Below are 21,252 nucleotides of genomic sequence, written 5' to 3' on the forward strand. Positions count from 1 at the left end.
CAGGCGAGGGGCCCGTCGACGGACCATCCGACCCGCGCGACGGCCTTGAACCGCCACCTTCGCCACCGGAGCTGCTGGCACGGCGGTCGAGCTCCGCTTGCTCCCGACGGCTCAAGTCGTCCGCCGTAGGCCGAGTCCCCACCCCAACCGGATCGCCGGACCCGCTGGTATCACCAGCGCCGGTGGGTAGGTCCGGTCCCCGCCCATCGGAACCCGGCCCATGCGACGACGCGGGCTGTCCATCCGCCCGTGGACCGGTCCGCGGCGGCGGCCATACCTGCACATCCGGCGAGGAGCCATCAGGCGTATGAACCCACCTGTTCGAGGGTCCGAAATAATGCCAACGCATACCAGGTGGCGGTGCAGTTGTGGGCTGTGGTGGCCGCAGTGTGGGTCCCGGCAGAGAGGCTTGCCTACCCGGTTGGGCCCCGGCGCCCGGGCGGCCCCCCTCACCGAGTGACCGTGGGGCCGCGCTGTCTGGGCCAAGCCCGGCAGAATCACCCCGTCGATTCCCGAAAAAGGGAAGATAGTGCATCCAATGCGGGGCCTGATCGCCGTCCCCGCGAAGCAGCCCGTCGGCCGTTTGACTGTCTCTAGACCTGAAGCGTCCCTCGAGGTCTCTCAACTTTCTGGGAAATTGTTCGAGCACGCTGGCCAGTGCGGGAAGCTTCTCTACGAGCTTCGCTTTACCGGCTCGAAGTAGTCCCTTGAATCCGCCCGAACCCGCCACTTGCTCCTCCAACCTCGAACGAGGCTTCCGTCATGCCCGCTTCTTCGTCACACTCGAGGTGCACTTACCGTCTCGACGCAAACAGCGGGCCGCCGTTCACCCTGTTCCCCGCAGTTCGGCAACCCGGCTGGGTCGGCGAGAACAGTGCCCGAGCCAGTTTGTCGAACGACAGGTCCCCGTACCGCCGAAACCGCTACCTGTCGAGCTGGTCGTCAGGCCGCTCCCATTCTGAGCTATCCCCACGATCGGGGACTCACCACTGCGCAGGCACTGAGTCGCGCCCCGCCCGCGCGGCCGTATAGCCAGGACGGGAGCGCATTATGCCGACCCGCTCGCCGGCGGCCGGGTTTCCGCCCCGGAGGGGTCGCCCTCCTTGGCCGGCGCCGCGACAGGGACATCGTGGTCTCGGTCTCGGTTGTCTGTGGTGGACTTGTCGGCTGGGATATCCGGTGGGGGCACTGCGGTGCTGGGGGCAAAAACCTGCGGAGCCGTGGCCCGGGGGCTGTCGGGTGCCGCCTCTGTCCGAGGAGCACCACCACTCGTGCCGGGATCTTCCGCCGAGACCGCGGGCACTTTCTGGTCCGCATCTTTCGTGGCGGGTGCGACACGCCCCGCTTTGCCGCCCGCACGCGACCACGGTGTTTTCGAAACCTTCTTGTCCGAGGGTCGAGCGTCCGATCCAGCAGGGGCGCCTGTTCCACCTTGACCACCTGCACCGCGAGCTGCGCCGCTCTGGCCCTTTCCTGCCGCAGCGTCAGTGGGACGCTGTGCGTTCGAATTGGCCCCGGCCTGCGACGAACCGGCTGCCGACTGGGCGCCGGCAGCCGACTGGGCGCCGGCAGCCGACGGGGTGGACTGCGCTGTTGCCTGGGGCACCATTCCGGGACTCATACCGGCCTCGTGGTGCGTAGATGCCGCGTCGGCGGCAGTATCCGCGCCGGAGCTCGCGTTGTCCGGCGCAATCGATCTGGTGTCCGCTGTGATCCCGGCTTGACCGGAAGGATCTGGTCCACCCGCCGAGATACCCGCCGGCAGGGAAGCGCTTCCGGGTGCAGACGACGGAGCAGCTTCTGGTGGCACGGTAGCCGCCGGCCGACCCGCGCCGGAATCGGACGAGGTTTCAACCGGCGGCGCGGTGTCGCCGTTTGTACGTGGGTCTGCGGGCGCTGTGGAGCCGGACTCGCGGGCCGAGGCGCCCTCGGAAGGTGTTTCGATGGTCGACTGCCGCGCAGCGTCAGGTTGTTGCTGTGGGCCGGGCAGGAGATCGGGGAACATCGTCGTCAGCGGATTCGGCTGTGTAACGTTCACCGGCGGAGACACATTGGCCGGTCCAGGCAGTTCTTCGGTCGGCACTTCCAACCCCGGAGTATTGAAGTCCAGCTCGGAGAGGCGGTTACCGAGTTTTGCGCCGTGCTCCTCCATATCGCGCACATGGTTTTCCAGGACCCTGATGGCCCGGTCGACTCCCTCGGGATCCATGTGCACCTTCGAGGAGGAGCCCGGTGTCGGCAGAGCCACATCGGGCGGGCGTAAAGCGTCCCGAAGGAACTCGTCGAACTTGTCGAGCATCGGCTCGAAAGCTTTGGCCATCAACTCGCCCGCGACGTACCACATAAGGAATTCGGCCATCGCCTTGGCGATCTGACGCGCCGCAGCCGCGAGCAGCGGGCCGGTGACCGGCCCGGCGGGTGTGAACATACTCGCGATAAAACTCGCGGCGAGCGCCGCTAATTCTACGAGAACGGCGATCTGTATCCCCTCGATGACATCCGCCGCGATATCGAGCGCAGTCGATGTCACATCGAATGCGGTTTCCAGCTCCGCCATCTTTCCGGTGGTATGGGACCACAGCACGAGAATACTTTGGTAGGAATCGCCGGACAGGACCGTTTCCATCTCTTCGAGAGTGACGGTCGAGTCATCGAAGGTCTTTCGAACATCCACGGCGAACTCATTGATGGCCTGCGCCATCTCGCGAACCTGGTCCACGTCGATATCGGGATAAGGAATGCCCAGGGCATTGAGAAAGAACACAACCTCACTCGGTATGTGGATACTCAATTCTCGAACCTTCTCACCGCAGCGTGAACGGGTCGGCTGGGCCGTGAGTTACATCCGGACGACCGGTCAGGGCACGGCGGGTGCTGCGGGCCCTCCTTGCAGAGGTCATCGAGCTCGCACTCCCCGCGACCGCGTAGAGCACCGGCGCGACGAGGGCCCAGACTGCCGCGACATTCGACTTCACGCACCTCGCTTCGTACACGTTCGTTCAGACAGCGCACCAACTCGCCATACCGATTCGGGCTCCGGACAGACTACCCAACCCCGGATTTCCGACTCATCGTTCATCGGCCCGCCGAACGCTGAGCGCGCTGTACCGGCGTACGTTCTGCGCCACCCCAACGGAGTCGAGGGATCGCCACCGAAAGATCATGGGAGGCGCGCGCTCCATTCGTCGCCGGATCCGTCCGACATCACCTCGCCCTGGCCGAGCGACCTGGGGGCGGGAGAGAAAACCACACTTATGCGCAGGTCGCCCGCGTTCCACCACATCCGGCGGGGAGAATTGCGGGTTGCACCGGCGCGCCGCCACGGAGCTACACGATGATCCCGACGCTCCGGCCGACACAGAGGAGAACCGGCGGGTCCGACTGTCGGAGCGCGGCGACGGTCCAGCTTCCGGAACGTCCCACTATCACCAACACCGGGAATACGAGCGTGACCTCTCCGGGCCGGCCATTCGGACATACGCGGCGGAGAGGAAAAGCCACCAGGCTCGGAGCACATCCCCGACCGAGCAGCGGGAGAGTGCGCCAAACCGCCGAACCGCGGAGAATCACCAGTTCACAGCACACTCCGGGCGGCCCCGGTACCCACGACGAACCTGCGAAGCGCGAGACCGACGCGGGAAGGAACCGAGCTCGGGCGTCGGGTCACCACAGGCGGGCCACACTTTTCGGCACGACGCCAGCGGCCCGCCGTCGATGGCAACGGTCGAGTGTTCGCCACCGATGGGACGTACGGAATCCGCTGTTATTCTTCGAGGATGACGGTGGCACTGGATGTTTCGTGGGGGGGCCGTATCGAGTCGTGGATCAACGAAAACCTCGAGCAGGGCCATTCTGTCGACTCGATCATCGAATCCATGATCAACGAGGGTTTGGCCGAGGAAACGGCTACCGCAGCGGTACTCTCCTTGCTGAGGGGGGAAATTCCGGGCGACTCCGCCTACGAATACGATCCGAGCCCCGTGTCGCGGGAACGAGTTGTTCATGCCCACGACCGCATGATCCCCGTGCTACTGCGAGTGGAACAGCCGCAACTGATCCTTTTCGACAACGTCTTCTCGGCCGATGAGTGCGATCAGGTGATCGAGATGGCGCGAGATCGACTGCAACCTTCCGCGACCATCGACCCCGCCACCGGAAAGCTCGAACAAGCGGAGAACCGAACCAGCGAGAGCTGCACCTTCGCAGTGTCCGAGAACTCGTTCGTCGACAATCTCGACCGGCGAATATCCGCCCTGATGAACTGGCCGTTGGAGAAAGGCGAAGGTCTACAGGTTGTGCACTACAAACCCGGCGGGCGGTACGGGTCTCATTTCGACTACTTTCCGCCGGCGGATCCCGGCTGCATTCCCCATCTCGTCTGCGGTGGACAGCGGATCGCGACTCTCATTGTTTATCTCAATGACGTCGAGGCCGGCGGCGAAACATTCTTCTCCCGAGCCGGCATATCATTTTCCCCACGCAAGGGCCAGGCACTATATTTCCGGTACTTCAACAAGCGGGGTCAACTCGATCCGGCGACCCAACACGCCGGGCAGCCGGTCCTTTCCGGCGAAAAATGGATAATAAACAAGTGGATGCGCCGATACGGCATCACCGACTGATCAGGAGAATTCACTTACCTGAGTTATGCCGAGACCGCCGTAATCGAACCCAACCAGCAAATCCACTCGACCGGCCCGGTTCGTCGGAATATTTCGGCTTCCATTCATCCTTACGATGTTAGGCTTCAACCGTGGACACGAATTACTCACCCCCGGTTTCACATGACCTACTCATATGCTCGACGATGATGAATCCGGATCCGGGTCTCCACTGTTGGATCGAGTATCATCTACGTCGGGCGGATGCGATCTTGATTTTCATGGACGACCCCGGCCAACGACCGCTGTTCGAGCCGTTCGCGCGGGATGATCGGGTTCTGCTGATGCCAGGTGTCACAGCGCGCACCGACAGGACACCATCCGGGCTTTTCAACCGCGAGGTCGCCAATTATCAGAAGGCGGTTTCGTACGCTCTCGACATAGGGATCTCTTGGCTCATCCCCTTGGACGACGACGAGATCCTATACGACGAAGGCGATCACAGCTGGAAGACGCTGGACAACGTGGGGCACGTGACCTTCACGAATCATGAAGCAGTCCCCCTGGGTCACAAGGTCGCCAATCGTTTCACCGATTGCCTGCTTTTCCGCCTCAACGGCCGCACCGATTTCATGGCGTACGGCAATGGCAAGAGTGCCGTACGCGTATCTCCCGGGGTGAAATCGGGAGTACATTCGTTCAGCGGCTACCAGGGTGAACATCACACCGTCGATCAACCGGCCATTCTGCACTATCCGAACCCATCATTCGACAGCTGGGTCGACAAATTCGGCAATTTCGACGCCTTTTCCGATTTCTGGTGGGACAACCCGGACTGTCCCATCGTAATACAGTTCATGCTGCGGTCCAGAGACTTGCTGCGCGCGGCCGGGGAAACCGGCAACTGGGATGAGGCACGGGACTACTTCGCGTCGTGGAGTCTCGATCCCGCGACCCGCGATATGCTGTTGGAAACAGAGGTGTTGAGGCACTACGATCCTATGGCGGAGCTTCGCAATAGCCATTACGCCCGAGCGGCGAAGTCCGGGGGCAGTTCCGATCGGTAGGCGCGACACCGCGTTCGCTAGGGTTCTCCTCCGTGGGCACCCCCGAGCAGATACTGTCCGAACGCCTCGCGCACGCCTTTGAGGCCGTGGTCGGCGAACCCCTCGACCCGCTCGTCCAGCGATCGCAGTTCGCCGACTACCAGTCGAATGCCGCCCTGGGATCGGCCAAGCGCCTGGGCCGCAAACCCCGCGACCTCGCGGCCGCGGTGCTGGCCGCCGCCGACCTCGACGATCTGGTGGAGCACACCGAGATCTCCGGACCTGGGTTCATCAATGTGACGCTGCGACCACAGGTTCTCGGCGAGATGATCGGCGCGGCCGGCGCCGACGGCCGCCTGGGTGTCCCGCCCGTCGCGGACCCGGAAACCGTGGTGGTCGACTATTCGGCGCCGAACACCGCCAAGGAGATGCACGTCGGACATCTCCGCAGCACGATCATCGGCGACGCCGCGGTGCGGATCACCGAGTGGCTGGGGCATCGGGTGATCAAGCGGAATCACCTGGGCGACTGGGGCACTCCGTTCGGCATGCTCATCGAGCATCTGCTCGATATCGGCGAGGCGGAGGCCGCCGCCGAACTGTCCGTCGGCGACCTGAACGCCTTCTACACCGCGGCCCGGCGCAAATTCGACGGCTCCGACGACTTCAAGGAACGCTCGCGGCGGCGGGTGGTCCTGCTGCAGGGCGGTGACGAGGCCACCCTCCGGCTGTGGCGGTTGCTGGTCGCCGAGTCGAAGCAGTACTTCATGAAGGTGTACGACAGTCTCGACGTCCGGTTGGTCGAAGCCGATTTCGTCGGCGAGAGCGCCTACAACGACGAACTCGCGTCGGTGATCGCGGAGCTGGACCGGCTCGGGCTGCTGCGCACCAGCGAGGGCGCCGATTGCGTGTTTCCCGCGGGGTTCACCGGCCGCGACGGCGCGCCGCTGCCGCTGATCGTCCGCAAGAGCGACGGCGGGTACGGCTACGCCACCACCGATCTCGCCGCGATCCGCGACCGGCTCACCACGCTGGGCGCCACCCGGCTGCTCTATGTGGTGGGTATGCCGCAGCAGCAACATTTCGCGATGGTGTTCACGACCGCCCGGGAGGCCGGCTGGCTCGCCCCACCGGCGCGTGCCGCGCATATCGGATTCGGGTCCGTGCTCGGCGCCGACGGTAAAGTGCTGCGCAGCCGGGCCGGAGGGACGATCAAACTCGTCGACCTGCTCGACGAGGCGGTGGACCGGGCGACCCGGGCCATCGCGGAGAAGAATCCCCAGCTCGACGCCGGGTCCCGCGCCGAGGTCGCCCGCGCGGTGGGTATCGGGGCGATCAAATACGCGGACCTCTCCACCGACCGCCTCCGTGACTACACCTTCGACTTCGACCGTATGCTCTCCTTCGAGGGCAATACCGCCCCCTACCTCCAGTACGCGCACGCCCGTATTCGGTCGATATTCCGGCGTGGCGGCGTAACCCCCGGCTACGACGGCACACCGGTACAGATCCAGGAGCCGGCGGAACGGGCGCTGGCGCTCGAGCTGCTCGCATTCCCCGATATCGTCGCCGCGGTGTCGGAGACCATGGAGTTCCATCGGCTCGCGAACTATCTCTTCGCGCTGGCGACGGCGTTCACCGCGTTCTACGAACGCTGCCCGGTCCTGAAAGCCGAAGAACCGAGTCGGACCAGTCGCTTGGCCCTGTGCGACCTCACCGCCCGCACCCTGGCAACCGGTCTCAACCTGCTGGGGATATCGGCTCCCGATACGATGTAGCGCTCCGACCACTGCTTCGGCCTCCCGACCGGAAGCGGGTGGAATCGTGACAGTGATGTGCGCCATCGCGGGCGGTCTCGGTGTCGAATACCCCTGCTACGACCGTATATTAGTGCTATGCCGATCAACAGGGCCGACGCAACCCTCGGACAGGCGTTGCGTCGGCTTTCCGTTGCCGTTGACGACGTCGCAGAGGTGCTCTTTCGCGATACCGGACGGATAGCGCGGCGCACGAATCGCGCCGGCACCGAGCTACGCAACAGCGACCAGGTAGGCCTGGTCTTGGCGAAGATGGACAAACTGGACAAGCGATCCACCGCCATACGCCGCAGCGGGGTCAAGGCGGCCGAGCCTGCCGTCTGGGTGACGAAAATGCGCGGAAAGTGGCGGCAACCTCCCGTACTACGGGTGGAAAACGGTCCCGCCCGGATCGCCGACGAGCTCGAACGCATATATCTCGACGGGGACAAGGCCCGGTGGGCGAACTACGACCCCAAGCTGTACGAGAAAGGTCATCGAGCGCTCGAAAAGTGGCTGAAGGCAGAAGGACCGCTCGCCCCGCTGAGCGAGCACTACGGTCTGAACTGCTGGGAGATGATCGGTTACGCCGCCGTGCGGTGCGGCGTCCTGGACAAACACCGGGCACGGGAATTACTGGAAGTCCCTCGGCGACCGCTCACCGAAGGCGCGAATTACGACTATTACCTGGACGCGTGGTTGCCGCGCATGGGGGATTGGCTCATCCCGGAGGGCCGTCGCACCTACACCGGAAAGCCCGAAGATCCATTACCCGAACGCGGCGATATCGTCATGTGGAACGGCAATGCCGAACATGTCACGATGGCAACAGGGCGTCTGGGGGACGACGGTTCACCCGAGGTGTATTCGTTCTGGTACGCACCGAAAGACCCGCTCGTCTGGGACGAGGGCACCAAGTCGTATTCCGCGGTCTGCGATGCCGTACAGAAGACGACCGTGCGGGAATTGACCGAGGCGATGCACACCTTGCGCGACAAGGACGGTAATCGCATCTATCCGCCCAGCATGGCCATGGAGGTCGTGTTCGGTCGCGGTCCCTGGTGAACGGACTTCGCCGGAGGCACCGTACTCCGCTCCGCGGAGCCGGAACGGCGAAAACCCACCCCGCGGCCGCGCGGTAGCCTCTGCCCCGACCCGGCGCGATTTCGGGCTACCGGCGAGTAACAAAGACTCCTACACTCGGCTATGACTGTCATCACTCACGAGGGAGTCAAGCTATGGCCACTGCCGCGAAAGTCGACGCCACCGAGGAGCAGGCCAGAACCCTGGTCGAGGAATCCCGGGAGGCCACCTGGACCAAACCCTCCTTCGCGAAGGAGTTGTTCCTCGGCCGCTACCGGGTGGACCTCATCCATCCCTTCCCGAAGCCCAGTGCGGAAGACACCGCCCGCACCGACGCGTATCTGGCGCGGCTACGGGCCTACTGCGAGACCCTCGACGGCAGCGTGATCGAGGAACAGGGCCGTATTCCAGAGGAATATGTACATGGGCTCGCCGAACTCGGCTGTTTCGGCCTGAAGATTCCCGAGGAGTACGGCGGGCAGGGCCTGAGCCAGGTCGGCTACAACAGGGCGTTGATGGTGGTCGGCTCGGTACACGCCAGCTTGGGCGCGCTGCTGTCCGCGCATCAGTCGATCGGCGTTCCCGAACCCCTCAAGCTGGCGGGGACCCCGGAGCAGAAGCAGCGGTTCCTGCCGCGGTGCGCGCGGGGTGCGATCAGCGCCTTCCTGCTCACCGAACCCGATGTCGGCTCCGATCCGGCCCGTATCGCCAGTACCGCGACCCCCACGGCCGACGGCGAAGCCTATGAGCTGAACGGCGTCAAGCTGTGGACCACCAACGGCGTGGTCGCCGAATTGCTGGTCGTGATGGCCCGGGTACCCAAGGGCGACGGGCACCGCGGCGGTATCTCCGCCTTCGTCGTCGAAGCCGACAGCGAGGGCATCACCGTGGAGCGGCGCAACTCGTTCATGGGTCTGCGCGGGCTCGAGAACGGCGTCACCCGCATGTACAACGTCCGGGTGCCCAGAGAAAATCTGATCGGCCGGGAAGGCGACGGGTTGAAGATCGCTCTCACCACGCTCAATGCGGGTCGGCTCGCGATTCCGGCGCTGTGCACCGCGGCGGCCAAGTGGTCGTGCAAGATCGCCCGCGAATGGAGCACCGCCCGGGTGCAATGGGGACGGCCGGTCGGTGAGCACGCCGCGGTGGGCGCCAAGGTGTCCTTCATCGCCGCGACGACCTACGCACTGGAGGCGGTACTCGATCTCTCGGCGACCATGGCCGACGAGAACCGCAACGACATCCGTATCGAGGCGGCGCTGGCCAAGCTGTGGGCCTCGGAGATGGGCTGCCGGATCGCCGACGAACTCGTGCAGATCCGGGGCGGCCGCGGTTACGAGACGGCGGCGTCGTTGCGGGCCCGGGGCGAACGAGCGGTCGGCGCCGAACAGCTGGTCCGGGATCTGCGCATCAACCGGATCTTCGAGGGCTCCAGCGAGATCATGCGCCTGCTCGTCGCCCGCGAGATGGCCGACGCGCATATGGCCGCCGCCGGAGCACTCGTCGACAAACACGCGGAATTCAAGGAGAAGGCCAAGGCCGCGGCGGGGGCCGGCGGCTTCTACGCCAAATGGTTCCCGCAGTTGGCCGTCGGGCCGGGGACGGCACCGGCCGGGTTCGCCGATTTCGGGCCGCTGGCCCGGCATATGCGCTTCGTCGAGCGGATGGCGCGCAAGCAGGCCCGCGCACTGATGTACGGGATGGCCCGCTGGCAGGCGAAGCTCGAGTACCGGCAGGTGTTCCTGGGTCGCCTCGTCGATATCGGCGCGGAACTGTTCGCCATGTCGGCGGCTTGTGTCCGCGCCCAGGCCGAGCGCGCCGACGGCACGGCGGAAGGCGAAGCCGCCACGGAACTGGCCGACGTCTTCTGCCGGCAGTCCCGGATCCGAGTACGCCAACTGTTCGACTCGCTGTGGGAGAACACCGACGACGCGGACGTGCGCCTGGCCCGCAACCTGTTCGACGGCCGCTACCGGTGGGTGGAGGAGGGCGCGCTCGACCCGAGTGAGGGCACCGGTCCGTGGATCGCCGAGTGGCAGATGGGTCCTTCCACCGAGGAGAACCTCCTGCGACCGTGGTTGCGGGTGGGCGCGCTGCACTGATCCCGTCGTCAGCCCGCGCCGAGCGCGTCGAGGATCATCGGGCGGGCGGTGGTGATCGCCTGCCCCCAGTAGGGCCAGGTATGAGTGCCGTTGACCAGATCGACGCGGGCCGGGATGCCCAGCGCCGCGACCCGATCGCGGAAGATCTGCGCGGCCACCGTCGCCAAGGCCTCCAGGCCCATCGCATTCACGGTGTTACCGGCGCCGTAGGGCAGGTCGGGAGCACCGGGCACGCCGTTACCGGCCCAGATGTACATCGGCAGGCCGCGCAGCAGTTCGGCCTGCAGAGTGGGATCGTTGCGGTTCCAGGCCGGGTCGCCGGGAGGCCCCCACATATCGTCCACGTTGAACCGGCCTTCGTCCCACAGTGCGGCGCGGACCGCTTCGTTCCACATCGGAAAGGCCGGGTGCAGAAATCCGGAGAACGATCCGGCGAACTTGAACTGGCCGCGGTGGTGCGCGGCGAGCGCCAGGGCCGCCCCGCCGCCCATGGAGGCACCCACGATGGCGTTATTGCTGCGCGAGACACCGTATTTCGCGAGGAAGGCCGGCAGCTCCTCGGTGAGGAAGGTTTCCCACTTATACGTCGTGGCCTGGCCGTTCGTGCTGCTCGGCCGGTACCAGTCGGCATAGAAACTGGAATGCCCGCCGACCGGGAACACCAGCGTCACATCGTCTCCGGCGAACCGACGCAGCACATCGGTATCGCTGGTCCACTGATTGTGGTCGTGGGGCGCCCGCAGGCCGTCGAGCACATAGAGCGCCGCCCGCCCACCGCGCGCCGCCCACTGCACCTGAACCTTGATCGGACCCATCCCGGACGGCACCACGAGTTCCTGATACCCACCGGCCGGGGCCCGCAGTGCCGGCGCACCGAGCGGCGCCGCACCCGCCACCGCCCCGCCGGCACCGGTGGCCAGCACCAGTGCCGCAACGAACACACCGAGTTTCCGCAGCCGCCCCCACGCAGCCTGCCGCCTCTCCACTAACCACCTCGTACTCAGTCGTCGGTCTCGAATCGCGCCGCTGAACAACGCTACCGGCGAGATACCCACTACGCCCGCACGAAACTTCCCACGAATCGGAAGTGGAGATGAGCTCTTCGCGGGCCGGAGATTTCGCGTGTGCGGTTTGTCTTCGCGTCCCAGTCCGATTGGTCGGTATCCTTTTTCGGTGGCCGGAGGAGATCTGGGCGCGATCGTCGCCACAACACTGCGCCGTCTGAAATCGTCATTCGACGGAGTGGCCGGTGTGCTCTTTCGCGATACCGAAGCGATAGCTCGGACCAGTCGCGGTGGTGCGGACACGCTGCAGAACCGCGCCGATGTCGGCCTCGGCGGCGTCCACCGGAGCGAGGCCGGCAAGCCCGACCCCGTGGCGGATCTCGCGTTGAATCCGCCGGATCGGCTCGGACCTCCGCTGCGCACCGGACAGAATCCGGGTTTGCTGGTCGCGGACGAATTCGATCGCATGTACCGGGCGGGCGAGAAGGCACGCTGGGCGAACTACGACACCAAGTTGCTGAAACAAGACCTTCGCGGGTTCGAACACTGGCTGCGGACCGAGGGCCCGCTCGCGCCGCTCACCGAACACTACGGCCTGAACTGCTGGGAGATGATCGGCTACGCGGCGGCGAGAGCCGGGGTACTGGATAAACATCGACTTCGCGACCTGTTCCAGTTACCACGCGACCCGGACGGCACCTGGAGACAGGGCGATATGAACTCGTTCCTCGAACGCATGGAGCGTAAGCGGATGCCCAAAGGAAGCCGTATCTACACCGGTGACCCGGGCGACCCGCGACCGCGGCGCGGCGATATCGTGATGTGGAACAGCACCGCCGACCACGTCACGATGGCCACCGGCCGTACCGCTGCGGACGGATCGCCCGAGTTGTACTCGTTCTGGCATGCACCGAAACACCCACTCACCTGGGACGAGGCCACCGAATATTCGAGTGTGACGGATGCGGTGCAGCTGACCTCGGTGAACGAGTTGACGGAGGCGATGTACAACATGCGGCTCAAGGACGGCGAGCTCCTCTACGACAGATCGATCCCCTTCGAGATCCACTACGGCCGCGGGCCTTGGTGAACCGTTCAGCGCTACTCGGCGACCCGGGCTCCGGCTCGCATGGAGGCGCCTGCCGCATGTCGGTATCGGATGCACTGCGGTCGACCGCAACCATTTGCGGGCAGCCCGGGACCTCAGCCTCGCGGTAAGGCTTGCACGATCCTGGTGATCCGAGCTCCGGCGTCGCGCACCTTCTCGATCTTCGCGGCCAGTGCGTCGCCTTCGAACTCTTCGGCCCGGCCGCCCACGCTGATGGACGCGACCACAGATCCGTCCCGCCCCAGGATCGGCGCCGCCACCGCGGCAACCCCGGGCAGATAGTCCGAATTGCTCAGCGAGTAGCCGGCATTCTTGATCTCGTCCAGGTGTTCGACGAGCCGGTCCGCCTGAGTGATGGTCCGCTCGGTGATCGCCGGCAGCTCGTCGCTGATCCATCTTTCCCGCAATGCTTCCGAGTGGGCGAGCATGACGGTCGGCCCCGCCGCGGCGTGATAGGGCATCACGGATCCGACAGTGATCCCGGCGACGACGAGCGAGTTCCGCCCTTCGAGCAGATCGATGCAAACCGCGCCCTGTTCCGCGGGGACCATCAGATAGGCCGTGTTACCGAACGCAGTCGCCAACTCTTCCATAAAAGGCTTTGCCGCAGAACGGATATCGAGTTTCGACAACGCGGCGGCTCCGATCTCGAAGACCGGCATCGCCACCCGGTAGGCGCCCTCCTCGGTGCGATCAACCCACCCCGCCTGGATAAGCGTGGCCATCAGACGGAACACCGTCGTCTTGTTCATCCCGCTCGCCACGGTGAGGTCGTTCAGCGTCCAGGCGGGACGGTCCGCGCTGAAGTGACCGAGCAGCGTGCACGCCTTGAGGACGGCGCCCACGACATCGCGACCCCCCGGCGCCTCGGACTCTACGGGCACAGCCACTGCTACTCACTCGCTTCCACGGGTCGTGCGATCGATGTCGCCACCATACGAACACATCCCTCGTTCGGGGTTGACTTTGTGACCTGAGCCACCTTACCGTCTCATATCGAGATACGAAACGCATTCCGCATTGCGAAACGGAGAGTGGACTGGTGCGCAGCCCGACCTTGAAAGACCTCACGTCGAACGGACTCGTCTACGCCCCCGGCGTATGGGACGGCCTCACCGCCCGCCTTGCCGAACAGGCCGGTTTCAGCGCCCTGTGCGCCTCGGGCTTCGCCGTCTCGGCAGCGCTGGGCCTCCCCGACGCCGAGCTCTACACCCAGACCGAGAACCTCCAGGCGGTCCGCACGATCCGGGAGTCCTCCAAGCTGCCGCTGGTCGCCGATATCGACACCGGCTACGGCAATGCCGTCAATGCCGCCCGCACCGCCACCAAGTTCGCCGACGCCGGCGTCGGCGGAATGTTCATGGAGGACCAGGTCTCCCCCAAGTCCTGCCCCATCTGCGTGGGCGACCCCGTCGACCTGATCACCGTCGCCGAGGCCACCGGCAAGATCCGCGCCGTCCGTGACTCAATCCCCGACGACGTCCTGCTGATCGCCCGCACCGACGCTCGCGGCGATGATGCCATCCGCCGCGCCCAGGCCTACGTCGAGGCCGGCGCCGACATGATCATGCCGGTCACCAAGACCTTCGAGACCGTCGAGCAGTGGCTGCGCTGCCATGAGGAGGTCGGCGTCCCGCTCATGGCCACCCTCACCGCCTCGACCTGGACCGAACGCGATTTCACCCCCGAGATCCTCGACCAGATCGGCGTCCGACTCGCCCTGCTGCCCACCCAGGTGCTGATGGCGGTGGCAGGGGCGGCCCGCGAAACCCTGAAGCGGCTGGCCACCGGTGAAGCCCCCGCCCAGGTCAGCACCGACGCGCTTCAGCACCACGAGTTCGTCGAACTGATCGGGTTCCCCGAGGTCGAGGCCATGCAGAACAAGTACCTACCCGCGAAGGAGCAGTGACCGCCGTGGGTTACACGATGACGGAGAAGATCCTGGGCCGCGCCTCGGACCGGGACACGGTCCGCGCCGGCGAGAACCACGCCGTGCACCCGGCCCGCATGATCGCCTACGACTTCCCCGGCTACACCGATGTGATGTTCCGGCAGATGCGCGAGGACTTCGGGATCACCGAACTGGAGGACCCGAGCCGCTACATCGTCTTCATCGACCACATGCTCACCAAGGGCAACGACAAGGAAACCGAAGTCCACCAGGTCACCCGCGACTGGTGCGAGTTCTACGGCATCGAACTGCACGAGGGCCGCGGTATCGGCCACCAGCTCACCGCCGAGCTGGGCCTGGCGATCCCCGGCGAATTCCTGGTCCATTTCGACGGCCATATCAGCGGTATCGGCGCGTTCGGCGCCCTCGGGTGGGGTATCCGGCGCGACCTCATCGAAGCCTGGGTCACCGGCCGCGTCTTCGTCGATATCCCCGCCACCACCCGCTTCGACCTCGTCGGCGAATTCCCGCCCGGCGTCGACAGCCGCGACCTCGTGCACACCATCATCGATCTGGTCGGCGCCGACGGTTGCGCCCATCAGGTGATGGAATTCGGCGGCCCCGGCGCCCGCGCCATGACCATCGACCACCGCCAGGGCCTGTGCGGCATGGCCATGTTCACCGGCGCCGTCTCCGCGCTCTTCGAACCCGACGAGACGTCCCTCGCCTACGCGAAGAATGTCGCCCGCCGCGACTTCGACCCGGTCTATCCCGACCCCGACGCCACCTACGCGGCCCGCCACACCATCGACCTCTCCACCCTGACTCCCCGGGTGGTCCTCCCCGGTTCGGCCCGGGCCGTCAACACCAAAACCGCCCAGGAACTCGCCGGCACACCCATCACCAAGGCATTCATCGGCTCCTGCGCCAGCGGCCGCATCGAAGACCTACGCGCCGCCGCACTGGTCCTGGACGGCCGCAAGGTCGCCCCCGGCGTCGAACTCAATGTCGTCCCCACTTCACAGAAGGTGTACGAGCAGGCCGAGCGGGAAGGCATCCTCGATGTGCTCCGCGCCGCAGGTGCGCATATCAATATATCGAGCTGTGATTTCTGCTTCGGCTACCAGAAACCCCTGCAGGCCGGCGAGAACTGCATCTCCACCGGCGTCCTGAACATCTCCGGCCGCATGGGCAGCCCCGACGCCAATATCTACATGGGCTCCCCCTACACCGTCGCCGCCAGCGCCCTGGCCGGCACCATCCAGGAGTCGGTCCAGTGAGCGCCTATCCCCCACCCCCGGACATCATCGAAGGCAAGGTCGCCTGGGTCTTCGGCGACGATTTCGATATCGACCTCGTCGTCGGCGTCGCCAATATCAAGTCCTACGACCCCGACCGTCTGCGCTCGGTATGTATGCAGGCCTACGACCCCACCTTCACCGACCGCGTCCGCCCCGGCGATATCATCGTCGGCGGCCGTAACTTCGGCTACGGTCATCCGCACTATCCGCCCATGGTCGCCCTCCGCAACGCGGGTATCGCGGCCATCGTCGCGGAATCCTTCTCGCCCGGCTTCTGGCGCGGCGAGACCTTCAACGGCATGCCGTTGATCACGATCCCCGGCGTCTCGACCGCAGTCCGGGTCGACGACGCCGTGGCCCTCGACTGGCGCACCGCCACCCTGCGCCGGCCCGAGGGACCCGACCTGGTCGGAACCCCACCGAATCCGCGGACCGTTCAGGTCATCGAGGCCGGTGGTTCGTATGAACTCCTGCTCGCCGAGCACGCACGCCAAGGACAACCGCAATGACCAATGTCGATCATCGCGTCGAGAACCCTGACAGCCGGCCCGCCGGGCAGCTGCCGGTGACCGCACCGAAGAAGTCGAACTCCGTGGCCCGCCGCGCCGCCATCGCCGGCGGCGTCGGCACCCTCATCGAGTACTACGACTTCGCGGTCTACGGCTTCCTCGCCGTCACCATCGCCCCCCTGTTCTTCCCCTCGGACAATTCCGGGGTGTCGATCCTGTCGACCCTCGCCGTCTTCGGCGTCGCCTACGTCGCCCGCCCCCTCGGCGGCATATTCTTCGGCCGCCTCGGCGACCGCCGCGGCCGCCGCCACGCCCTCGTCATCACCGTCGTCAGCATGGGCGTGGCCTGCGGCATCCTCGGCCTGCTCCCCACCCATTCGACCGTCGGCGTCCTCGCCCCCATCCTGCTGGTCCTCGTCCGCCTCGCCCAGGGCTTCTCCGCCGGCGGCGAAGTCGGCGGCGCCGCGACCTATATCGCCGAATCCGCCCCGCCCCGCAAACGCGGCTTCTTCGGCTCCTTCACCCCCGTCGGATCCACCCTCGGCTTCGCCGTCGCCGCCGCCGTCGTGGGTGTGGTCGCCCTGATCACCACCGACGAGCAGATGGAGTCGTGGGGCTGGCGTATCCCGTTCCTGCTCGCCCTCCCCCTCGCCTACGTCTGCCTCCGCGTCCGGATGAAGCTCGAGGACACCCCCGAATTCGAGGAGATGGCCGAGAAGCAGCAGGTCACCAAGAGTCCGCTGCTGGACACGGTCACCAAGAACCCGTGGTCCGTCCTCCGCGTCGTCGGTGTCGCCATCGCGATGAACGGCTCCGGCTACATCGGCCTGACCTACTTCAGCGTCTACCTGATCAAAGACCTGGGCTTCTCCAAGGACGCCGTCTACTGGACCTCCGCCATCGCCATCGCCCTGGCCTGCGCCACCTTCCCGATCAGCGGCATGCTCACCGACAGGTTCGGTCGTAAACCGGTACTCGTCGGCGGGTACCTCGCCTACGTCGTGATCGCGCTTCCGGCGTTCATGATCATGGGGGCGACGGAGAGCATTCTCGTGATCGGCATCGTCTACTTCCTGTACATGGTGCTCAACGGGGTTGTGCAGGTTCCGGCGTTCCCGCTGTTCACCGAACTCTTCCCGCGAACGGTTCGCTACACCGGAGTCTCGCTGGGCTTCAATATCGGCACCATCGCCGCCGGCGGGACCGCCCCCTATGTCGCCGCGCAGTTGGTCGAATCGACCGGCAACGCGATGTCACCCGCCTACTGGGTGATGGGTGTCTGCGCCATCGGCCTGCTCACCGTCGCCACCATCCGCGAAACCAGCCGCAAGGAACTCCCTGCATGACCACCGGTAACACCGGGTCAGCCCCGTCCGCCGCATTTGATGAGGGTGCGGCGGGCGGGGTTTCCCGCCCGCGAGAGGTAACCGAACAGTTCTCCACCCTCGTGGCGGCATGGAACGACCGTGTCCAACACGAACCGGATGCCCCGGCCCTCGTCTACTTCGACACCACCCTCAACGTCCGGCAGGCCGACGACCTCGCCACCGCCCTCGCGGCCGCTTTCGCCGACCGCGGCGTGGGCCACGGTGAGCGGGTGGGCATCCACCTGCAGAACATCCCGCAATACGCGCTCGTCCTGCTCGCCCTCTGGAAACTCGGCGCGATCGCCCTACTGCTCAACCCGATGTATCGCGGCCGCGAACTCCGCGAACTGGTCACCGATGCCGAACCGGTCGGGATCATCACCACCGACCGCGATGTGCAACAGGTCCGGGAGGACGTCGAGGGCACCACCGTCGGCTGGGTACTCGGCACCGCGGAGTCGGACCTCCAGTCCCGCAACGACCCCCGCGTCTTCAAACCCGAAACCGCCCCTGTCGGCGAGAAGTCCGCAGACCTACTCACTTTGGCCCACGAGTACACCGGCCGGAAACCCCCAACGATCCAGGTCCACGGCGACGACCTCGCTTTCCTCGCCTACACCTCCGGCACCACCGGCCCGCCCAAGGGCGCCATGAACTCGCACGCCAACGTCCGCGCGGTAACCACCAGCTTCGCCGAACTCGCCGGCATCACCCCCGGCGACGTCGTCTACGCCCTGGCCCCGCTGTTCCACATCACCGGAGCGGTCGTCATCGGCGCCCTCGCCCTCACCGAACGCACCTCCCTGGTCTTCACCGGCCGCTTCACCACCGACGTAGCCGTAGACGCCCTCCGCGAACACGGCGTCACCTACACCATCGGCTCCATCACCGCCTTCAACGCGATGATGAACTCGGAATACGCCACGGCCGAACACTTCTCCACCATCAAAACGCTGTACAGCGGGGGTGCGCCGGTCCCACCGAGCACGGTCGCCCGCTTCCAGGAACGCTTCGGCCACTACATCCACAACGCCTACGGCATGACCGAAACCTCCTCGGCAGTCACCGCAGTCCCGCCGGGAACGAGCGCCCCGGTCGACCCGGACAGCGGCACCCTGTCCATCGGGTTACCGCTGCCGGGAGTGCAGGTCGAGGTGGTCAACCCCGAAGGCCACCCCCTCGCACCCAGCAGCCAAGGCGAACTCGTTGTCACCGGTCCACAGGTCATCCGCGGATACTGGCGCAAACTCGATGAATCCGAGGCCGCCCTACCCGAAGGCCGCCTCCGGACCGGCGACAGCGCGATCGTGGACGAACAGGGCTGGGTCTACCTGGTAGACCGGATCAAAGACCAGATCAACGTGTCGGGGTACAAGGTGTGGCCGCGCGAAGTCGAGGACGTACTCTACGAACATCCGGCGGTGCTCGAAGCCGCGGTTGTGGGGGTCCCCGACGAGTACCAGGGTGAGTCGGTGGTCGCCTACGTCTCCCTGAAGGAAGGTCACAGCGCACATGCGCACGAACTCACTTCGTTCACAAGGAACCGACTGGCGCCTTACAAAAGGCCTCGGACGGTGAAAGTACTCGCAGACCTGCCTAAGACACAGACCGGAAAAATCCGCCGGGGTGCACTACGCGACCAATATACCTAACGGCCGAGACCGCAAGGCGCACAGCGAGGCTCCGCAACACCGACAAGCGGCGGTCTGAATTCGAACCAGTCCCCTACCTGCGCAGGTTCAGATCCCGGGCGAGAGCGGCGTCAGTCAGAATTAGACGATGCTTGGGTGGATGAGTGCTCTTGGTGCATTGACCAGTAAACCAATGAACGCGATCCGAGAGGCGCTGAGCGACGACAGACGGGCGGCGCTCAGTCGCCGAGCGGCTCAAACTCAGTTGTTTCCGGCGATGTTGACCGCGCTCACCGCCGGACTCGGCGTCGCGTTTGCTGCTTACGGGTTCTTACGGTGGATGACCCCAGTGGACACCAGCAGGGCTGCCGCCGAGATCGACGTAACCCGCGTTGCGTTGTCGGTTGTCGCCGGAGCAGGTGGCGTGGTTGCGTTGGTGATCGCCTATCGACGCCAGCGAGATCTCGAACAGAGCAGATTCGTCGAACGCTTCGATGCCGCAGCGAGACAGCTCGGGGACGTCGACGCCGCGGTGCGCATCGCCGGCGTCTACGCCATGGCCGGTATCGCCGACGATTCCGAAAGCCCACACCGCCAGCAATGTATCGACGCCCTCTGCGGCTACCTCCGACTGCCTTACGACGCCACGCATGGCGCCAGCGGACGCACCAAGCAAATAATAAAGAAACCCCGTATCGAAAACGGCCGAGTTCGCGGTGAAATCGAAGAGCACTTTGAATTCCGACAGAATGACAAGGAAGTCCGCTCCACCATCCTCCGCGTTATCGCTGACCACCTGATGCCGAGCGCCGAGCACAGCTGGTCAGCCAGCAACTTCGACTTTCGCACGGCACATCTCGAAGACGTAGATTTCAGTCGCGCGATCTTCCTCGGCGCCGCCCGGTTCGGCAGCACAACCTTCTTCGGCACCGCACGGTTCGATTCCACTGAGTTCGCCGGTGACGTCGACTTCGCCGACACGATGTTCACCGGTCCCGCCAGGTTCAGCTACGCGAGATTCCTCTCAGACGCCATGTTCCATTCCGCTACCTTTTCCGGCAACGCCAGCTTCGCCGGGGTGAATATTTCCGGAATCGCCAGGTTCAAAAAGGCAAGTTTCGCACGTGACGCGGAATTCTACATGGCCAAATTTTTCAGCGATTCCTGGTTCCAGGAGGCCACATTCTCCGGCGACGCAGAATTCAGCCGGGTCGACTTCTCCGGGAATGCTTTGTTCGATCACGCAAAATTCTCCTGCAAGGCCATTTTCACCTACACGAAATTTCTCGCAGAGACCAGGTTTCAGACCGCAACCTTCGTCGGCAGCGCCGAGTTCACCGCTGTCAAATTCTCCGACTACAACACCTGGTTCAACAGCATAGAGTTCTCTGACATCGCCGTGTTCAACAGCGCGCTCTTCGCCGGCCCCACCTGGTTCGACGACTCCAAGTTCGCCGGCACCACCCGGTTTAATGACGCAATATTCCAGGCGGACGCCTGGTTCAACAACACGAAGTTTCTGACAGACTCCTCTTTCAACAGAACGAACTTCTCCGGATCGACCCTATTTAGACGAGCAAGTTTTGGCACAGGCAATATAACCTTTGCCAACCCGAGGCGATGGGGACCCCCAACGCCGCAGTTCGACTGGGACGATGACGTCAGCCAGAAGCCGTCCAATGTCGAACCGCAAGATTGGCCACCACTGGTTGCGTCGGGAGGCGGGTAAAGGTCGAAGTAGTAGGTGGGTGTTTACCGCTGTGCGGTAACACCCACCTACTGTTTTCTTAAATATGTTGCCCGCGTTGGCGTA

15 protein-coding genes are annotated in these 21,252 nt (G+C 65.1%); 12 read left to right on the plus strand and 3 right to left on the minus strand.

Annotated features, from left to right (window positions below; all coding sequences use genetic code 11):
• Window positions 1-1,048: 1,048 nt before the first annotated feature.
• A complete protein-coding gene (locus tag NS4_RS18940) occupies window positions 1,049-2,791 on the minus strand; it encodes a WXG100-like domain-containing protein (protein WP_157106117.1) in 1,743 nt (580 codons plus the stop codon).
• 985 nt (window positions 2,792-3,776) lie between these two features.
• On the opposite strand from NS4_RS18940, the gene NS4_RS18945 reads away from it, so the two are divergent.
• The 5 genes from NS4_RS18945 (at window position 3,777) to NS4_RS18965 (ending at window position 10,628) form a co-directional block, all read left to right on the plus strand.
• A complete protein-coding gene (locus NS4_RS18945) occupies window positions 3,777-4,622 on the plus strand; it encodes a 2OG-Fe(II) oxygenase (protein ID WP_063060870.1) in 846 nt (281 codons plus the stop codon).
• Between the two features lie 260 nt (window positions 4,623-4,882).
• Window positions 4,883-5,668, plus strand: a complete 786-nt coding sequence (locus tag NS4_RS18950; protein ID WP_157106118.1) for a hypothetical protein — start codon at window positions 4,883-4,885, stop codon at window positions 5,666-5,668.
• 32 nt (window positions 5,669-5,700) lie between these two features.
• Window positions 5,701-7,425, plus strand: coding sequence for an arginine--tRNA ligase (argS, locus tag NS4_RS18955; protein ID WP_063060872.1), 1,725 nt, complete (start codon window positions 5,701-5,703; stop codon window positions 7,423-7,425).
• A gap of 117 nt (window positions 7,426-7,542) precedes the next feature.
• Window positions 7,543-8,508: a hypothetical protein gene (locus NS4_RS18960; RefSeq protein WP_157106119.1), complete on the plus strand. Its 966-nt coding sequence runs from the start codon at window positions 7,543-7,545 to the stop codon at window positions 8,506-8,508.
• Window positions 8,509-8,681: 173 nt separating this feature from the next.
• Complete coding sequence (locus NS4_RS18965; RefSeq protein ID WP_063060874.1) at window positions 8,682-10,628, plus strand: acyl-CoA dehydrogenase family protein; 1,947 nt, start codon at window positions 8,682-8,684, stop codon at window positions 10,626-10,628.
• Between the two features lie 8 nt (window positions 10,629-10,636).
• Here NS4_RS18965 and NS4_RS33460 read toward each other — a convergent pair whose 3' ends face one another.
• A complete protein-coding gene (locus tag NS4_RS33460; protein ID WP_245665541.1) occupies window positions 10,637-11,569 on the minus strand; it encodes an alpha/beta hydrolase in 933 nt (310 codons plus the stop codon).
• A 232-nt stretch (window positions 11,570-11,801) separates the two neighbouring features.
• On the opposite strand from NS4_RS33460, the gene NS4_RS18975 reads away from it, so the two are divergent.
• Window positions 11,802-12,722: a hypothetical protein gene (locus NS4_RS18975; RefSeq protein WP_063060876.1), complete on the plus strand. Its 921-nt coding sequence runs from the start codon at window positions 11,802-11,804 to the stop codon at window positions 12,720-12,722.
• Window positions 12,723-12,835: 113 nt separating this feature from the next.
• Here NS4_RS18975 and NS4_RS18980 read toward each other — a convergent pair whose 3' ends face one another.
• Window positions 12,836-13,630 carry an IclR family transcriptional regulator gene (locus NS4_RS18980; protein WP_063060877.1) on the minus strand — a complete coding sequence of 265 codons (795 nt, stop codon included), beginning with the start codon at window positions 13,628-13,630 and terminating at the stop codon, window positions 12,836-12,838.
• Window positions 13,631-13,782: 152 nt separating this feature from the next.
• Here NS4_RS18980 and NS4_RS18985 point away from each other — a divergent pair, with 152 nt between their 5' ends.
• From NS4_RS18985 to NS4_RS19010, 6 genes are all read left to right on the plus strand, one after another.
• Window positions 13,783-14,649 carry an isocitrate lyase/PEP mutase family protein gene (locus tag NS4_RS18985; RefSeq protein ID WP_063060878.1) on the plus strand — a complete coding sequence of 289 codons (867 nt, stop codon included), beginning with the start codon at window positions 13,783-13,785 and terminating at the stop codon, window positions 14,647-14,649.
• Window positions 14,650-14,666: 17 nt separating this feature from the next.
• A complete protein-coding gene (locus NS4_RS18990; protein WP_063060969.1) occupies window positions 14,667-15,911 on the plus strand; it encodes a 3-isopropylmalate dehydratase large subunit in 1,245 nt (414 codons plus the stop codon).
• Entirely contained in the window at window positions 15,908-16,441 is a 534-nt protein-coding gene (locus tag NS4_RS18995) for a 3-isopropylmalate dehydratase small subunit (RefSeq protein ID WP_063060879.1), read from the plus strand. Before NS4_RS18990 ends, NS4_RS18995 begins: the two co-directional genes overlap by 4 nt.
• Window positions 16,438-17,787 carry an MFS transporter gene (locus NS4_RS19000; RefSeq protein ID WP_063060880.1) on the plus strand — a complete coding sequence of 450 codons (1,350 nt, stop codon included), beginning with the start codon at window positions 16,438-16,440 and terminating at the stop codon, window positions 17,785-17,787. The genes NS4_RS18995 and NS4_RS19000 overlap by 4 nt, the downstream gene beginning before the upstream one ends.
• Window positions 17,784-19,460: a class I adenylate-forming enzyme family protein gene (locus tag NS4_RS19005; RefSeq protein WP_084487498.1), complete on the plus strand. Its 1,677-nt coding sequence runs from the start codon at window positions 17,784-17,786 to the stop codon at window positions 19,458-19,460. Before NS4_RS19000 ends, NS4_RS19005 begins: the two co-directional genes overlap by 4 nt.
• A 139-nt stretch (window positions 19,461-19,599) precedes the next feature.
• Window positions 19,600-21,168 carry a pentapeptide repeat-containing protein gene (locus NS4_RS19010; RefSeq protein WP_169811779.1) on the plus strand — a complete coding sequence of 523 codons (1,569 nt, stop codon included), beginning with the start codon at window positions 19,600-19,602 and terminating at the stop codon, window positions 21,166-21,168.
• Window positions 21,169-21,252: the final 84 nt, after the last annotated feature.

The sequence above is a fragment of the Nocardia sienata NBRC 100364 genome, from assembly GCF_001613205.1.
GTDB classification, from domain to species: Bacteria; Actinomycetota; Actinomycetes; order Mycobacteriales; family Mycobacteriaceae; genus Nocardia; species Nocardia sienata.